Source organism: Rossellomorea sp. NPDC077527 (assembly GCF_044542955.1).
GTDB classification, from domain to species: domain Bacteria; phylum Bacillota; class Bacilli; order Bacillales; family Bacillaceae_B; genus Rossellomorea; species Rossellomorea aquimaris_E.
Genome location: NZ_JBITVL010000004.1, coordinates 359,467 through 375,583 on the forward strand (window position 1 = coordinate 359,467; position 16,117 = coordinate 375,583).

General features: G+C 40.1%; 15 protein-coding genes. 4 read left to right on the plus strand and 11 right to left on the minus strand.

The window, feature by feature from the left end:
- The 3 genes from ACIGG7_RS16240 to ACIGG7_RS16250 form a co-directional block, all read right to left on the minus strand.
- Positions 1 to 882 carry an ATP-binding protein gene (locus tag ACIGG7_RS16240; RefSeq protein ID WP_224940600.1) on the minus strand — a complete coding sequence of 294 codons (882 nt, stop codon included), beginning with the start codon at positions 880 to 882 and terminating at the stop codon, positions 1 to 3.
- A 152-nt stretch (positions 883 to 1,034) separates the two neighbouring features.
- The gene (locus ACIGG7_RS16245) at positions 1,035 to 1,940 is read right to left on the minus strand and encodes a GNAT family N-acetyltransferase (RefSeq protein WP_397550276.1); all 906 of its coding nucleotides are present in this window, start codon (positions 1,938 to 1,940) and stop codon (positions 1,035 to 1,037) included.
- A gap of 156 nt (positions 1,941 to 2,096) precedes the next feature.
- Complete coding sequence (locus ACIGG7_RS16250; protein WP_224940598.1) at positions 2,097 to 2,300, minus strand: DUF6501 family protein; 204 nt, start codon at positions 2,298 to 2,300, stop codon at positions 2,097 to 2,099.
- A 207-nt stretch (positions 2,301 to 2,507) separates the two neighbouring features.
- On the opposite strand from ACIGG7_RS16250, the gene ACIGG7_RS16255 reads away from it, so the two are divergent.
- Positions 2,508 to 2,837 (plus strand): hypothetical protein, encoded by a 330-nt coding sequence (locus ACIGG7_RS16255; protein ID WP_397550277.1) that lies wholly within the window; start codon positions 2,508 to 2,510, stop codon positions 2,835 to 2,837.
- 30 nt (positions 2,838 to 2,867) lie between these two features.
- Here ACIGG7_RS16255 and ACIGG7_RS16260 read toward each other — a convergent pair whose 3' ends face one another.
- The 3 genes from ACIGG7_RS16260 to ACIGG7_RS16270 form a co-directional block, all read right to left on the minus strand.
- A complete protein-coding gene (locus ACIGG7_RS16260; RefSeq protein ID WP_397550278.1) occupies positions 2,868 to 3,494 on the minus strand; it encodes a DedA family protein in 627 nt (208 codons plus the stop codon).
- A 112-nt stretch (positions 3,495 to 3,606) separates the two neighbouring features.
- Complete coding sequence (locus ACIGG7_RS16265; RefSeq protein WP_397550279.1) at positions 3,607 to 4,482, minus strand: gamma-glutamylcyclotransferase family protein; 876 nt, start codon at positions 4,480 to 4,482, stop codon at positions 3,607 to 3,609.
- 181 nt (positions 4,483 to 4,663) lie between these two features.
- Entirely contained in the window at positions 4,664 to 6,301 is a 1,638-nt protein-coding gene (locus ACIGG7_RS16270; RefSeq protein ID WP_397550368.1) for an AMP-binding protein, read from the minus strand.
- Between the two features lie 476 nt (positions 6,302 to 6,777).
- Between ACIGG7_RS16270 and sda the strand changes: the two genes are divergently transcribed.
- Entirely contained in the window at positions 6,778 to 6,912 is a 135-nt protein-coding gene (gene sda, locus ACIGG7_RS16275) for a sporulation histidine kinase inhibitor Sda (RefSeq protein ID WP_044336757.1), read from the plus strand.
- A 79-nt stretch (positions 6,913 to 6,991) separates the two neighbouring features.
- On the opposite strand, the gene ACIGG7_RS16280 is transcribed toward sda, so the two are convergent.
- The 3 genes from ACIGG7_RS16280 to ACIGG7_RS16290 all read right to left on the minus strand — a co-directional run bounded on the left by ACIGG7_RS16280 (position 6,992) and on the right by ACIGG7_RS16290 (position 11,400).
- The gene (locus ACIGG7_RS16280; RefSeq protein ID WP_224940594.1) at positions 6,992 to 7,129 is read right to left on the minus strand and encodes a hypothetical protein; all 138 of its coding nucleotides are present in this window, start codon (positions 7,127 to 7,129) and stop codon (positions 6,992 to 6,994) included.
- Positions 7,130 to 7,301: 172 nt separating this feature from the next.
- Positions 7,302 to 8,534, minus strand: coding sequence for a 2-oxoglutarate dehydrogenase complex dihydrolipoyllysine-residue succinyltransferase (gene odhB / locus ACIGG7_RS16285; protein WP_224940593.1), 1,233 nt, complete (start codon positions 8,532 to 8,534; stop codon positions 7,302 to 7,304).
- A 19-nt stretch (positions 8,535 to 8,553) separates the two neighbouring features.
- On the minus strand, positions 8,554 to 11,400 hold the full coding sequence (locus tag ACIGG7_RS16290) for a 2-oxoglutarate dehydrogenase E1 component (protein ID WP_224940592.1): 2,847 nt from the start codon (positions 11,398 to 11,400) through the stop codon (positions 8,554 to 8,556).
- 530 nt (positions 11,401 to 11,930) lie between these two features.
- On the opposite strand from ACIGG7_RS16290, the gene ACIGG7_RS16295 reads away from it, so the two are divergent.
- Positions 11,931 to 12,443: an Hsp20/alpha crystallin family protein gene (locus ACIGG7_RS16295; RefSeq protein ID WP_224940591.1), complete on the plus strand. Its 513-nt coding sequence runs from the start codon at positions 11,931 to 11,933 to the stop codon at positions 12,441 to 12,443.
- 13 nt (positions 12,444 to 12,456) lie between these two features.
- On the opposite strand, the gene ACIGG7_RS16300 is transcribed toward ACIGG7_RS16295, so the two are convergent.
- Positions 12,457 to 13,866 (minus strand): HAMP domain-containing sensor histidine kinase, encoded by a 1,410-nt coding sequence (locus tag ACIGG7_RS16300; protein WP_224940590.1) that lies wholly within the window; start codon positions 13,864 to 13,866, stop codon positions 12,457 to 12,459.
- A complete protein-coding gene (locus tag ACIGG7_RS16305; protein WP_224940589.1) occupies positions 13,863 to 14,543 on the minus strand; it encodes a response regulator transcription factor in 681 nt (226 codons plus the stop codon). Before ACIGG7_RS16305 ends, ACIGG7_RS16300 begins: the two co-directional genes overlap by 4 nt.
- Positions 14,544 to 14,891: 348 nt before the next feature.
- On the opposite strand from ACIGG7_RS16305, the gene ACIGG7_RS16310 reads away from it, so the two are divergent.
- Entirely contained in the window at positions 14,892 to 16,112 is a 1,221-nt protein-coding gene (locus ACIGG7_RS16310; protein WP_224940588.1) for an MFS transporter, read from the plus strand.
- The last annotated feature ends 5 nt before the right edge of the window (positions 16,113 to 16,117 follow it).

Here is a 16,117-nt window from a genome sequence, read left to right on the forward strand (position 1 = left end):
TTATTCAAATAATGTCTCTGCTATATTCAGAATCGCCGCTTTTTCCCGTTCATCTTCAAGCTTATCGACGATCCCTCTCTTTATAGCACGCTTCGCTGGAAGATACAGGGCCAGATCGCAAGCATCCAGTAGTGCACGTATAGAAGCTGATTCCTCTGAGATTTGTCCATTTTTCACTTGGATTAATAAGTCCGAAGACAAATGGACAAACTGGCTGATGAGTAAAGGATCTGTCAGTTTACTTTGACTTTCAATGACACTCTTTAACGTATCTCCTTCAATATATGGTACATCAATGACAACAAAGCGATTTTTAAGTGCCTCATTTAATGGGACGGTCCCAACATACCCCTCGTTTATTGCGGCTACGACACCAAATGAAGGTGCAGCTTTCACCACTTCCCCTGTAAATGGGTTCGTTATACTTCTTCTGTAATCCAACACACCATTTAGAATCGGCAATGTTTCGGGTTTAGCCATATTGATTTCGTCGATATAGAGCAAATGACCTTTTTTCATAGCTTGAATGACAGGTCCCTCTATAAATTCAATGGTACTCTTCCCGTCTTTTTCACTGATCGTTTTATATCCTAGTAATGCTTCCGCATCTAAATCCACTGAACAGTTAATGCTATGCATCGGCTGTGAGAAAATAGAAGATAATGTATCGGAGAGCTTTGTTTTACCTGATCCCGTTGGTCCTTTAAGGAGAAGGTTTTTCCCTAAGGAGAGTGAGATGATGCTGTCCTCTATGATGTATTGTTCACTCGCTGTATAACCGCCTTCACCGATTAAAGATTGATCCCCAGTAGAGGCGAATGATTGTTTTCTTTCGTTTATTGTATGATTGACCGATTCCGGTAAGCTTCTTTCCAGATTCATGTTTTGACATCCTTTCCATTTCACATACTTGTCATTCTACATGGTATAGCGCTTACACTGCAAAGGGTCTGCCCAAATTTGTCCACTCCTGATTTAAACTAATCTCTTAACCCATTCAAAAAAAGCACCCCGATCGGGTGCTTCTCACACATCTATATTTTTAAATCACAACGAGTGAATCCTCTATATACATACATACCAGCTTTTTGATAGACAATCGTGGCGTCTGTGTAGCTATCGCTGTCCACGGAGAGAGCTGCTGTTTTCATCCCTCGTTCCCTCAATTTCCAGAATGCGTAGGAAAGCAGAGAATGAGCAAGCCCTTTTCGACGCTGGTTCCTCTTTATCCCGAGATGAGAAATTTCACCCATTTTGGTTTCTTCATTGACAGAGCAGAGAATAAATCCGACCACCGCATCCCCTTCCTTTAATAGAAACCAAAGAGTCGGATCAAATGATGGACGATAAAAACGCTGTTTGAATTCTCCTAACTCAGTCGGGTGATAATCAAAATGGTCAGAGAAAACGTCTTCAAATAGTTCATGAAGGTCATGGGTTTCAGTTTCGGGATTGAAGCTGGTAATTCGATGTGATGAAGGCAAGGTTTCATTTGTCAGGGATTCAAGATCCTTTTTCATCTGAAACCAGTAACGGGTCGGAATAAATCCACATTTCTCAAACGACCGCATCTCTTCTTCAAAATTTGCAGATAATATGATCGACTTGGTATCACGACGATCTCTCTTTCGGATCATAGCGGATGACACTAATTCTTTGGCCATCTCCGTTATATAAAGGTCCATCCGTTCATTAGGATTGGCCAGAATTAAAGAGGGTAGGCGATGATCCTTTTCTGTCAGTATAGTGATGGCCACTAATTCCCCATCATGCCATAATCCTTTGCGATCGCTTTCTGGAATAGATTCGATCATTTCCAGTATTTCATATTCGCTCGTCTGGATCTCACCATATACCTTTGATTCATAGTTATTAAAAAGTTGTATAAGTGAGGACCGGTCCTGAATAGTAATCACTCGTTTACTAAATAATTGCTGCATATTCCGTCTCCCCATCTGATCAAGTTTTTCAGAGCTGTTCTACATAACCTAAATAACAACCAGAAAATTCAGTCTTGAAAAACCAGAAAAAATTCTTCATTCAGAATGTAAAAAGCCGATTTCCCCCATTCAGGAAGAAATCAGCTGGAAGTAGGATTACACTTCTTCAAAATACTCTTTGTAGAAGCCACCCATTTTGCCACTTTCATCGATTACGAAGTAGTAGTCTTCGGATTCATTTTTCACTTCGTATTCTTTTCCAACCGTGAGGACATTTGCAACTGTATATTTCTTTGCATCTGTATGTACACACTTTACCTTTTTATTCGTATTATGCTCTGTCCACGTCTTATGGATCAAATCAATAACCTCCTTTTGATGAGAACTATGCTACTAGTATATTCTTACAGGGGCATTTGTTCAACTACAATCTATATGTTCGCTTCAGTTGAATTATTCAGCAGATGTCCTGAAAAAACTTGTGTCAAATATTTGAGATTTTTGTCACCTCACACCATTTATATGGTATATTATAGGAGATTAAAGGTTTAGAGAGGTAAGATACTAGTGAAAAAAGGATTGACCAAGATAGGGATGCTCTTCTCGATCATACTGTTTGTTTATATGAATACACACAGGCCAAATGAAGAACAGTTTTACACATGGCTTTTGAATGAATATGATATTGAATGTCATGAATCGATTACGTGCACGAAAAAGTCTCAGGGAAATTCTTACACCACTCTGATCGAAACCGGATCGAATATTAAAAACGGGTATTTATTTTTTAATACGATCGGCAAGATCTATGAGGATGAGGATGGATCACAAATCACGGTAAAAGCGATGGGGATGTTCGGTAAATATTTCACGATCATAATTGATGAGAAAGGCTGATGGAGACGCCAGATTTCCACCAGTCTTTTATTATTTTCGATATCTTACTTTTTTCCATTTGGTTGAAGCATTGCTTTTTTTCATGGTGAAAACGAGACCCGATACCATCATAAAGAGAAATAGGAGTACAAAGAAAATCCCTGCTTTCACACTCACTTCCTCTAAAACTACCTGAAAGCTCTTAGGAAAGTAACGTCCAATCTGAAAATAGATGATTCCCCATACGAAAGCAGAAGGCAGGGCATAGAGGAGGAATTTCATGAAGGAAATTCCTTTTGACGTTCCTGCAATGTAGGGCATGAATAATCGGACTCCGGGTATGAAGTAGCTGAATGAAATCGCCAAAGGGCCGTACCTATTTAGCCAACCCTCTCCATTTTCAATGAGTTTTTTAGATTTATTCCCATTCATCAGTCGAGAAGATAATTTTGTACCAAAGTATCTTCCATTCAAGAAGGCAAAGATTCCATAAGAGATTAATCCACTATACATAAACAGAAATGAGGTAAAGGGGTTAAAATTTCTCCATTCAGAAAGATAACCGGCTAGTGCTGCAGCAAGTTCGTTTGGTACCGGCAAACCCAAAAATACAACCCAACTAAAAAGGAACATCGCGATATAGCCATATTGATCTACTAATTGAAGTAAAAAATCCATAGCACACCTCATCTCACTCGAAGGGATTTATATTCACACAAGTTCCTCCAGGTCATATCTTTAATACCCCCGGATGGATAAAGTGAAACTCTGGTGTATTAGAGTTCAACGGTTAACTGGGTCTTAGGAGGTCTTCTACTTGCTCCTCTGACATGCCTATTTCCACTAATTGTCTTTGCAACCTTTTATGGTAGGACATGCTTACATGTGGATGGCTGCCCCGAAGGATCTCTCTGGCATAGTGATCGGGAGGGCATGTTTCATCATTCTTCTCCTTCACAATAAAGGTCAATACATCTTTAAATGGTTCGCCTCCTATCATAATGTCTATGAAAGCTGCCCTGTACCAACCCGGGGTGACTCCCTCCCTCGTAAACAAGTATTCTACTGCCTCCTGAGGTATATCATATATCACGCCTTCCATGGTGCCTCCATCTTCAATGATGTCTCCACGACCGCCATCCTGTACCTGAAAGAGATATTTCATTGTGTATCCTTTCAAAACACCTGCCCCAAGACAATTCATGAAATGTTGATCTACTTGGGCTTTTTTAAATCGGTCATCGTCCATACAGGAGCCGTATGCAAAATAAAGTGTTCTTGCAAGTTTCCTTTGCAAAAATTGATGTACCTTCCAGTCACCTGAAGGAATTTCTTCTTGGAATAAAGCTTCATTTTCTGAAAAATATACAAATGCCTCAAGTTCTCCTGTATCGGTTTCGATTTTTTTCAGCTTCCGGATATAAAGGTTGTTTTCACGACCTTCCAGGAACTCCTCCAATTCATCAACCTTTGATAATATGTCAGAGTTAATCTTATATACTTCTCCATAGACGGTCCCCTCACCTTCTCTAAGGGCCGGATAACCTCTATTAGTCTCGTAAAGGACCCCCTCAATCCACGCTTGTTCGCGGACTAATGAAGCTTCCTTTAATAATGTATGATTACTTTCATGCCTTCTTAACGTTCCATAAACAAAAACATACACTGCTTTATCCCTCTCCTTTTATTAACATAACTTTATTATAGTTAATCGAATACATTGTCTTTTTTTTATTTTATCAAACGGTCCAGGAAATTTCAGTTATTCTCTACTTCACTATACGATTAATGATAAAAGGACATTCCAATTCATATGGAATGTCCTCTCGGGAAACGCTTTCAATTTTTTAGTTTCTTTTCGGTAAGGCCGTTTGTTTTGCTTGCTCTCTTAATCGGAATTTCTGGATTTTCCCTGAAGCAGTCATCGGATAGGCATCGGTAAATTCAATATATCTTGGTATTTTATGGCGGGATATCTTCCCCGTACAATACTCTCTGATTTCTTCAGAAGTTGCGTTTTGACCTTCTTTCAGAATAATCCAGGCCATAACCTCCTCGCCATATACCTCATCGGGAATACCTATGACCTGAACATCCAATACCTTTGGATGGGAATAAAGGAACTCTTCAATTTCTCTCGGGTAAATATTCTCACCGCCTCGAATGATCATATCTTTCAGCCTTCCAGTGATCCTGCAATATCCATGTTCATCCATTACGGCAAGATCACCTGTATGAAGCCATCCATCTTCATCAATCGCATGCCTTGTTGCCTCATCATTTTTGTAGTACCCCTTCATTACGTGATATCCACGGGTACACAATTCACCCTGTACGCCATTTGGAACTTCCCGATTTGAACCAGGCTCCACAATTTTCACTTCAACATTCGGAAGTGCTTTCCCAACGGTTTCGACCTTCAGTTCAATTGGATCGTGAGTACGTGTTTGGGTAATCACAGGTGATGATTCAGTCTGTCCATATGCAATCGTGATTTCATCCGCTCCCATTTTGTCCATAACACCTTTCATGACCTCAATCGGACAATTGCTCCCTGCCATGATACCCGTTCGCAGATGAGACAAATCAAATTGTTCAAAGTCAGGATGGTTCAGCTCGGAGATAAACATAGTCGGCACTCCATGAAGGGCCGTACATTTCTCATCCTGAACCGTCTTAAGGACCTGTCTGGCATCGAATTCCTGTAATGGAACCATTGTTGCCCCAACGGAAACGCATGCAAGTACCCCTAATACACATCCAAAACAATGAAAGAAAGGAACCGGAATACATAAACGATCCTCAGAACCAAGCCTCATGCATCCGGCAATGTTATAACCATTGTTTACGATATTGGAGTGAGTAAGCATGACCCCTTTTGGAAAGCCCGTGGTACCTGAAGTATATTGCATATTGATCACATCATGGGGGGATAGGCTGGAAAGTATTTCATCAAGCTCTTGGTCCTCTACCTCTCTTCCCTTATCCATGATATCTTTCCAACTATATGTACCCGGATAGGAATTTTCCCCTAAAACAATTACATTCTTTAGGAAAGGAAGTTTTGCACTCTTTAATTCCCCCGGTTTGGAAGATTTCAATTCCGGACAGATCTCATAAAGCATGTCAATATAAGATGCACCCCTGAATTCTTCCATCAAAATAATGGATTGACTGTCAGACTGTTTTAGTAAATATTCTAATTCAGCCGTTCGATAGTTCGTATTGACGGTCACCAGAACAGCACCCATTTTCCCCGTGGCGAATTGGCTTACCAACCATTCAGGTGTGTTTGATGCCCATATAGCAATATGATCCCCCTTATTGATCCCAAGCTTTATAAATCCTTTTGCAGCCTGTCTGGACAATTGATTAAAATCGTAATATGACCATCTTAATCCCCTGTCTGCATAGACAACCGCTTCAATATCAGGCTGAATCCTTGCTTTTGTTTCGAGAAGATCCCCTACTGTAGTGTGTAAAATCTCCGACAAATGAATATCCCCCTTTATTTAGACCATTTGAAGATTGGAACCCTTCAGCACTAGTCAAAAGTGAAAATCCAGTTCCTTATTCGTGTATATTATCACAAAAATTAAAATTTTCAAACTAATTACCATCTATTTATAGGATCTTGTTGCATTGTTATATTATCAATGATCATTTCGCAAAGATTGTTGTTATTCTTACAGAGGCTATGATGCTGCAAATGCTCAGTCGTTGAATGTGTGCTTGAGGGGGAAAGGAACTGATCTGCGACATTATTCAACATGATTAAAAAAGCACAACTAGATTATGTAGACAAAAATCGTCTAATCTAAACCAAAAACAACAAAATAACTTAAAATCCAACTTTAGAAGTGATTTACGAAAAAACTCTTTTCAAATGAGTGATTTCTATGTAGAATATATAGAAAATATAGAAAATTCTATATTTTATACATTTCCTGGGAGGTTGGTCATGAAAATCTTAAGTAATGAACAGTTGGTAGCAGCTTATCGTGATGCTGAGAAACAAGGGAATGATCAGGACTGGATTTTGCTTCTAAAGAAAGAAATTCGTAACCGTGGATTGAAACCTTTTAGGAAATCTTGACCAAGTAAAGAAACATAAAATTAGAAATTTTGGCTTTTATCTCACCCCCTGAGAATTCAATTGGCAGACAGACTCATATTCATTTGAGTCTGTCTTTTTTCATTTTCTTTGAACCATGGTATTCCTCGATAAGCTTATATTGCTCACTATCGAGCAGTCCCATTTTATGAAATAAATAAGAATATTGGATCACTTTTTTTGAATGAAATGTTTTCATATTTTCACCCTCTCCGATTGCCGTCCCAAATTTGCCTTAAGTAAACTTTATTTTACTTATCCATATTTTATGTTGATGGTGAAAATTTGTGAAAAAAAAAGCTGATTCACATACCATAAATGGTCATATGAATCAGCAAAACATTCATCTATCATTATTCAATCAGGATAGCTTAACCTTCTAGAAGTAAATCTTCAGGGTTTTCAAGTAAGTCTTTCACCATTGCAAGGAACCCAACAGCTTCTTTACCATCAATGATTCTATGATCATACGATAAAGCAATGTACATCATAGGACGATTTTCCATTGTATCCTTATCAATGGCTACAGGACGAAGTTGAATTTTATGCATTCCAAGAATTCCAACTTGAGGTCCGTTTAAGATTGGAGTGGACAGAAGTGAACCGAATACCCCACCATTCGTAATCGTAAATGAACCACCTTGAAGATCTCCTAGCGATAATTTATTATTTCTAGCCTTAGTGGCCAGTTCCATAATTTCGCCTTCGATTTCTGCAAAGTTCTTGCGCTCACAATCACGTACGACCGGTACAACAAGCCCGTCATCTGTAGACACGGCTACACCGACATCATAGAATTTTTTCAGGACAATTTCGTCTCCATCAATCTCAGCATTGACATAAGGGTATTTCTTCAAAGCTGCTACTACTGCTTTTGTGAAGAAACTCATGAAACCAAGTCTTACATCATGATCATCAAAGAATTTGTCCTTCTTCCGTTTACGCAGCTCCATTACTTTACTCATATCAATTTCATTGAACGTCGTTAACATGGCTGCTGTTTGTTGAACCTCCACCAAACGTTTTGCAATCGTTTGACGACGACGGGACATTTTCTCACGTACTACCGGCTTTCCATCATCTTTCTTAGCAGGCGCTTTCTTCTCCTCGGCAGAAGGTTTAGAAGGTGCTTCAGCTGGTTTATTGCTATAGGCTTCAATGTCCTGTTTACGCACTCGGCCTAGTGGGTCTGTAGGCACATCAGAAAGGTCAATCCCTTTTTCACGTGCTAATTTTCGTGCTGCCGGAGAAGCGATTGGACGATTCTTTTTATCTTCTTTCGCTGTTGCATCTTCATTCGTGCTGTTTTCCTTCACTTCTTGCTTTGGCGCATCTTCTTTTGCTTCAGAAGAAGTGGACGCTGCTTCCCCTCCGGCACCAACAATGGCAATCACTTGACCGACTTCAACCGTATCACCTTCGCCTGCCTTTAGCTCTTTGATTGTACCGGCTTCTTCTGAAATGACTTCAACATTCACTTTATCCGTTTCAAGCTCGACAATATATTCGCCTTTTTCAACATAATCCCCTGGTTGTTTCAACCATTGTGCAATTGTACCTTCTGTAATTGATTCTGCTAATTCTGGAACTTTAATTTCTGCCACTGTGATGTCCTCCTCTTTCTTATCGGGTTAACGCTTCGGTAATAATCCGTGATTGTTCTTTTTTGTGTACAGTCGGTTCCCCTTCTGATGGACTGGAACGTCTGCGACGACCGACATAATGAACCTCTACTCCCTTTGGTGCAAGGTCTCTGAGTCGTGACTCCGCGAAGGTCCATGCCCCCATATTCTTAGGTTCTTCCTGAATCCAGACCAATTCTTTTAGATTTGGATATCTTTCTAAGATGGCTGTTATATCTCCTTTAGGGAAAGGATAAATTTCTTCGACTCTTAATATATGCAACCAATCTTTATCATCGATATCCTGAAGCTTCTCTTCTAAATCAATTGCAATCTTCCCACTGCATAATACCACTCTTTCAACGGCATCGGGATTTTCTCCAAGACCTTTTTGTTCAAGGACTGAATGGAATTCACCCTGTGCTAATTCATCTGCAGTGACGGCTGCAAATTGATTACGAAGTAAACTTTTCGGCGTCATAATGACCAGTGGCCGAACTTCTTCTTTTTGTAAGATGGCTGCCTGACGTCTTAAAATATGGAAGTATTGACCGGCTGTGGAACAATTGGCAACTGTCCAGTTATATTCTCCACCAAGCTGTAAAAATCGTTCAAGACGGGCGCTGGAGTGTTCAGGTCCCTGTCCTTCATATCCATGTGGAAGAAGCATGACAAGACCTGTTTTTTGTCCCCATTTTGCCCTTCCGGCAGAAATGAACTGATCAAACATCACTTGTGCCATGTTCGAGAAGTCACCAAATTGGGCTTCCCACAGCACCAGTGTTTCTGGAGCGAATACATTATACCCATATTCATATCCGACAACTGCTGTTTCGGTAAGAGGACTGTTATGGACAACAAATGATGCATGGCTATCCTTCAGGTTGTGTAAAGGAATGTATTCCTCACCGGATTTCTCATCATGAAGTACCAAGTGGCGCTGAGCAAATGTTCCCCTCTCAGAGTCCTGACCGGTCAATCGAATCGGCGTACCGTCCTTTAATATAGAAGCAAATGCCAGTGTCTCGGCATGTGCCCAATCAATTTTCCCTTTGCCTTCAAATACCTGACTTCTCCTCTTCAAGATGCGATCTAATTTCTTGAATACATTAAATCCATCTGGCCATTGAAGAAGTTCATTGTTAAGACCTTCAAGCTTTTCAAAATCAACGCTCGTATTGATTTCCGGTAGCCCGTTTGCTACATCCTCAGGAGGAGCCAGAACTGTGTCGGGATCATCATCTTTTGCCGGTACTTTATCATACGCAGCTTTCAACTCTTCTTCGATTTCAGTATCCATCTTCTCCACATCTGAATCAGTCAAAACCCCCTCAGATATTAGCTTATCTGCATACATCTTCTTAACATTCGGATGATTCTGAATGACAGAATACATCAATGGATTAGTCACCATCGGTTCGTCCATTTCATTGTGTCCAAATCGACGGTAACCGATTAAATCAATGACAAAATCCTTTCCAAATGTTTTACGATATTCATAGGCAAGTACCGCAGCAGCAAGACAAGCTTCTGGATCATCCGCATTGACATGCACGATAGGGACCTCGAATCCTTTAGCAGTATCAGATGCATATTTCGTCGAACGTGAATCGCGGCTCTCTGTCGTGAAACCAATCATATTGTTGGCGATGAGGTGTATCGAGCCTCCTGTATTATACCCGCGAAGTTGACTCATATTTAAAGTTTCAGCCACAACACCTTGACCAGGGAACGCAGCATCTCCATGAATCATGACAGCATAGGATGCTTCCGGTGATTGCTCTGGGTATCCCTTTTCTTCTCTAACTTCCTGAGCTGCACGTGTATATCCGGCAACGATCGGGCTCACAACTTCCAGGTGACTCGGGTTGTTGGCAAGTGTCACCCGTGCGCGTGCCGTAGGTGATTGTTGTGGGGAGATTTCACGGTCAGCCCCAAGATGATACTTAACATCACCCGTCCATCCGAATGTAATGCCAATCGAGCCTTCAGAAGGAATTAAATCCTTGCTCGGCGCATGTTGAAATTCTGCAAAGATCATTTCATACGGTTTCCCGATCACATGAGCCAATACGTTTAAGCGTCCTCGATGCGCCATACCGATATTCACTGTTTTAGCACCGGATTCAACTGAATAACGGACCATTTCGTCCAATAATGGAATCATTGCATCCAACCCTTCAATCGAGAAGCGTTTTTGGCCTACAAAGGTACGGTGTACGTATTTTTCAAAGCCGTCCACTTGAGCAAGTCGTCTTAATAATGCGACTTTTTTATCCTTTGAAAGTGGACTGAAATAGGATTCAGATTCAATTTTTTCTCTTAGCCAGTTCTTTTCTTCAAGTTCATGTACATGGGCATATTCAAATGCCAATTTATTTGTATAGACCTGCCTTAAGTGTTGAATCGCCTGTAAACCGTCTTTAATGTGAGAAGGTGCATTCGGACATAGGAAATCCACAGGGATTTGCTTTAAATCGTCTTCCGTAAGATTAAACTCAGACAGTTCGATTCTTCTTGTGTCCTTATTCCGGTCATTAAGGGGATTAATATCCGCAGCCAAATGACCATATGTACGAATATTATCTGCTAATTTAACCGCAGCCACCATTTTACTAAGAGCGGTTGGCTGTTCAGGTAGTGTAAAGGACGAGTCTCCATGCTGTGCGCTGGCGATGACCTTGACATCTTCAACTGTAGGAGGTCCCCATTGTTCAAATAATTCCTTTAGCTCAGGATCTACCTCTGATGGATCTTCAAGGAATTGTTCATAAACCTCCATTACATAACCCAGGTTTGGTCCGTAAAACGATTGCCACGGTTCCCCTTTTGCAGATTGCTTTTTCATTGTGAAAAACCTCCAACTATTTTGCCAGTTAGTATAATTTGGGTATCATGTATTCTTACAATTCATTATTCAAATTTCGTTATGCAAGAATAGTAATTTTTACTACATAAAAACGCTTACAAGGACATTTTATCACTGTGCAGTAGTAAGATAAAGTCTTTATAGCAAATTTCTCAAAATTTTGTTTTCCGCATTTCGTACGTGTCAATTACTTATATTCCCATAATAAATCTTTGGGAAACCTCTTCTTAAATCGACTATTCTGAAATAACATTTTATTAAGCGCTTTCTCATTCACCTTCTTGTATCCCTTTTTGAGTGTGCTTTTTTCATAAACCATCTTACTACTGTTACCTAAAAAAACCAAATATTTTTTGTTAATTTTGATGATTTTTTATTTAGTAATATGTTTATAGAGTAATAGATACAGATTTTTCGTCATCCCCTTAAAATGAACTCATCGCCCACCCATTGCATAGGATGTAACAAGAAAGAAACTCACCAATACTGTTTAAAGTGAGGTGGTTCACATGTTCCCATGGAGTTTATTTCCTTTCAATAAAGGGATGAAAGACCAAATGAACCAAATGAACCCGAAAGAAATGGATTCCTATATACAAGGAATGATGAAAAATATGTTCCCGGGCGGATGGGAAAGCATGATGAATCCGAATGAAATGATGAACGGGGCTCAGTCCTTTATGAATCCGATGGGGAATCATGGGCAGAAAAACAAACCGAAGGAAGATGAACGTTCTCCTTCTGCCATTCCTGCCAGTGTCTTTGAAACATTTGAAGACATCTATATCCGTTTTCACATTCCAAACGAGGAATGGATGAAGAATTTAAAAATATTCCACACGTCCAATCAGGCCATCATAGAGAACATTCCGGGGAATGAAGAAAGACAAGTGATCACTCTTCCTTGTTTAGTAAAGAAAAAAGGGGCTGTGGCTCAATTCAGGGAAGGTATCCTGGAACTGAAAATCCCTAAAAGCATTGATATGCAGTACACAGAAATAGACGTCTCAGAAAAGTACTGAGACGTCTGAAATGTTAATGGGCATATCTAAGGGAAATCCGTATGATGGTTCCATCAGGTTGGTTTCTCAAGGCCGTGATTTCACCGTCATAGTTCTGGATGAGCTTTGATGCAATGGCCAAACCAAGTCCATATCCACCCTTCTCCCTGCTTCTCGCTTTATCTACACGATAAAAACGATCGAAGACTTTTGGAAGATCTTCTTCAGGGATACCGATTCCCTCATCCTTTACCTCGATCATCACTTCCCCTTGATGCTCCATCATCTTCACTTCTATAGTTGAATTCTCATCAGAATACTTGACTGCGTTATCCAGCAGAATAATCATGATCTGCTCAAGGTGCCGTGGCATGATAGTCACCACAGCTTCCCGATTTAACTCATCAAAGGAAGAGAATGTATATTCCTTATGAAGGAACCGAAAGTCCCTTATCACTTTGTCCACTACTTTCTGGACATTTGCCCGTGCGTTTTCCAAATCGAACTTCTCCCGATCCGCCCTGGAAAGCTCCAGCAATTCACCTACCAGCCGCTTAACCCTTTCCAATTCTTCCAAGGACACTTGCAGGGATTCTTCCAGGATGGTTGGATCCTTTTTTCCCCATCTGTTCAATAACGCAAGATGCCCTTCGAGTACCTGAATGGGGGTTCTCAATTCATGGGAAGCATCTTCCACGAATTGTTGTTGCTGCTGAAAGGATTTTTCGATCTGACTCATCATTTTATTGAAAATCTGGGACAAATCACTGATTTCATCATGCGCCTTTACAATTTCGACTCGTTCGTGAAACCCTTTTCTTTCAATCGATCTCATCGTTTCAGAAAGCTTGTTCAGGGGACGTACAAATCTTTTAGCCATATAATAGCCAACGACTGCACTGATCAGAAGTGCCAAAATCCCTGTAATGGTCATCATCCAGAAAAGGTTTTTCATAATCTTTTCATAGCGGTTCAATGGTTGTATGATTTCTACAAACCCATTAAATCGGCTGGATTGAATCGGGGAGCGTCCAATAAGCATTTTCTTTCCCTCAGATTCAATCAGTGTTACAGATTTATCGTGGACAGGTTGAAACGGAACATAAAAGGATGTTTCATTCTCTCCTTTGATTTCCAATTCTTGATTTCCTTGACGATCCAAAATCCGTATTGTCTGGTCTTTTTCTGCAATTTGTTTCATCAAATCCCGGCTATCATAAATATCCTGAACTTGAATATTTTGGCCCCTTTGTTTAAAGAACACGTTGATTTCATCCAAAACCCGGCCAAAATTGTTTTCCTCCTCATCTAGCATCCACTTATTAATGGCGTGATATTGAAAGAAACTGAACAAGAAAAAAGCAAGGAATATGGCTGAACCGGCAGCCATAGCCCACTTCACCTTAAGGGATGAAGGCTTTAAACGATGGAAGTGTGTATTCATGTCCTCATCACATAACCCGTTCCACGTACGGTTTGGATATAGCTCTCTTCGTCTGGTGAATCAATTTTATTCCTTAAGTACCTGACGTAAACATCCACAACATTCGTTTCTACTTCAGTATCGTATCCCCATACTTTGTTCAATAAAACTTCCCGGGTCAACACAATATTCTTATTCTCTAAAAAGGCGAGTAAAAGGTCATATTCCCTTTTCGTCACCTCAATTTCTTCTTCAAGCTTAAAAACCTGCCTGGATTCTTTGTGTACGGTGATATCCCGGAAATGAAAAGTAGTCTGGGTAACAACCGTTTCCTCTTTTATAGCACGTCTGAAAACGGCCCTGAGTCTTGCTAATAACTCTTCGATGGCAAACGGTTTGACAATATAATCGTCCGCACCGCTGTCTAGTCCCGATACACGGTCCATCACGCTATCCCTTGCCGTTATCATTAGAATTGGAATGGATTTCACTTGACGTATCCGCCTGCATACCTCCAGACCATTCAAACCGGGAAGCATCAAGTCCAACAATATGATGTCCCATTCCTCTTCAAGAGCCTGTTCCAGGCCATCCCTCCCGTCGAAGGCGAGACCTACATCATACCCTTCATATTTGAGTTCCAATTCGATAAACCTGGATAGATTCTTCTCATCTTCAATGACTAAGATCCTTTTCACACAATCACCTGCTCAAATGCTTATTACACCTTATTTTAATTTAGTTTTATTAAAAATAAAATCATTAAGGGCATGGAATATTTCAATACCTTGATAAGTCATTAATGTAATGGCAGTAAAACTGAAAAATAATATAGGAATAATTCGAATCCACATGGTTCTAACCTCCCTTTTATCATTACTTTGATTTTCCTCCACCATCATTAAAATAGAATGAGAAAAGGGTGAATTTTCATTAAGAGATTCTTAGGTTTACATAATAAAATTACAATCAATTTAAAATGGTGGTATGAAAACACTCCCGTTGAGGAAAATTAGCTGTGTATAAATAAGAATGAGGTGCACGAAATGGATAGCAAGAAAACGTTAGATTTGTTTGCATTATCATCTATTCCTTTAGTAATGACCCTTGGAAATTCCATGTTAATTCCTGTTCTTCCTCAATTGGAGAAAGAATTAACCATAACTGGTTTTCAATCCAGCCTGATCATCACTGTCTATTCCATTATTGCCATCCTGTGCATTCCCATAGCGGGATTCTTGTCTGATCGCTTCGGTAGGAAGAAAATTTTGATACCCAGTCTGGTCATAGCTGGAATTGGTGGTCTCCTATGTGGCTTTGCGTCGATTTATGGTTCAAATGCTTATCTCTTTATCATCGTCGGAAGGATCATTCAAGGAATTGGTGCTGCGGGAGCCTTCCCGGTAGTTATTCCCACAGTTGGTGATTTGTATGACGAGGATGATCAGATCACCAAGGGGCTTGGACTCATTGAAACATCCAACACGTTCGGAAAGGTATTGAGCCCGGTATTAGGCGCATTATTTGCTGCATGGATTTGGTTTATTCCCTTCTTTTCCATTCCAGTCTTTTCTGCCATTTCAATTGTTCTCATTCTGTACTTTGTCAAAGTACCTCCTATTAAAGGGGAAGATACAAAGCAGACCATCAAAGAGTTCACACATGAAGTGAAAGTCCTTCTTGTTAAGGAAAGGAAATGGATATTCGGAATTTTCATCATCGGCATTCTTTCTATGTTCATACTTTTTGGATTTCTATATTATTTGTCAACCTTACTGGAACAGGCTTATAGCATCAATGGAGTCATGAAAGGGTTTTATCTGGCCATTCCCCTTCTTTTTTTATGTTTGACATCCTATATCACAGGAAAATGGATTGGAAAAAGCAAGGGTATAATGAAGTGGGTGATTGTATTAGGGACCTTGATGAGCTCGGTTGCGTTCATTCCTTTATTATTTAGTGAAGGAAAATGGATCATAATAACCATCTTTTCCATTGCAGGTATCGGTATGGGGGCAGCTTTGCCTTGTCTGGATGCATTGATCACAGAAGGTATCGAAAAGGAACATCGTGGCACAATAACGTCTATTTACAGTTCCATGAGGTTCACTGGTGTCGCTTTGGGACCTCCTATCGTGGCACTCATTGAACCAATGACCATTTTTATTATTTTTATCAGTCTCAGTATCTTCTCAAGTCTTGTTGGTATCTTTTTCATTAAGACTCCTGTCTCTCAGACACCTTCATTATCACCGAAAAAGGCATGACAAAA

What these genes read in the sequence shown, in the direction of transcription:
- ACIGG7_RS16240 (WP_224940600.1), bottom strand. Translation starts at nt 882, where the DNA reads ATGAATCTGGAAAGAAGCTTACCGGAATCGGTCAATCATACAATAAAC.
- ACIGG7_RS16245 (WP_397550276.1), bottom strand. Translation starts at nt 1,940, where the DNA reads ATGCAGCAATTATTTAGTAAACGAGTGATTACTATTCAGGACCGGTCC.
- ACIGG7_RS16260 (WP_397550278.1), bottom strand. Translation starts at nt 3,494, where the DNA reads ATGGATTTTTTACTTCAATTAGTAGATCAATATGGCTATATCGCGATG.
- sda (WP_044336757.1), top strand. Translation starts at nt 6,778, where the DNA reads ATGAAAATCTTAAGTAATGAACAGTTGGTAGCAGCTTATCGTGATGCT.
- ACIGG7_RS16280 (WP_224940594.1), bottom strand. Translation starts at nt 7,129, where the DNA reads ATGAAAACATTTCATTCAAAAAAAGTGATCCAATATTCTTATTTATTT.
- ACIGG7_RS16290 (WP_224940592.1), bottom strand. Translation starts at nt 11,400, where the DNA reads ATGAAAAAGCAATCTGCAAAAGGGGAACCGTGGCAATCGTTTTACGGA.
- ACIGG7_RS16295 (WP_224940591.1), top strand. Translation starts at nt 11,931, where the DNA reads ATGTTCCCATGGAGTTTATTTCCTTTCAATAAAGGGATGAAAGACCAA.
- ACIGG7_RS16300 (WP_224940590.1), bottom strand. Translation starts at nt 13,866, where the DNA reads ATGAATACACACTTCCATCGTTTAAAGCCTTCATCCCTTAAGGTGAAG.
- ACIGG7_RS16310 (WP_224940588.1), top strand. Translation starts at nt 14,892, where the DNA reads ATGGATAGCAAGAAAACGTTAGATTTGTTTGCATTATCATCTATTCCT.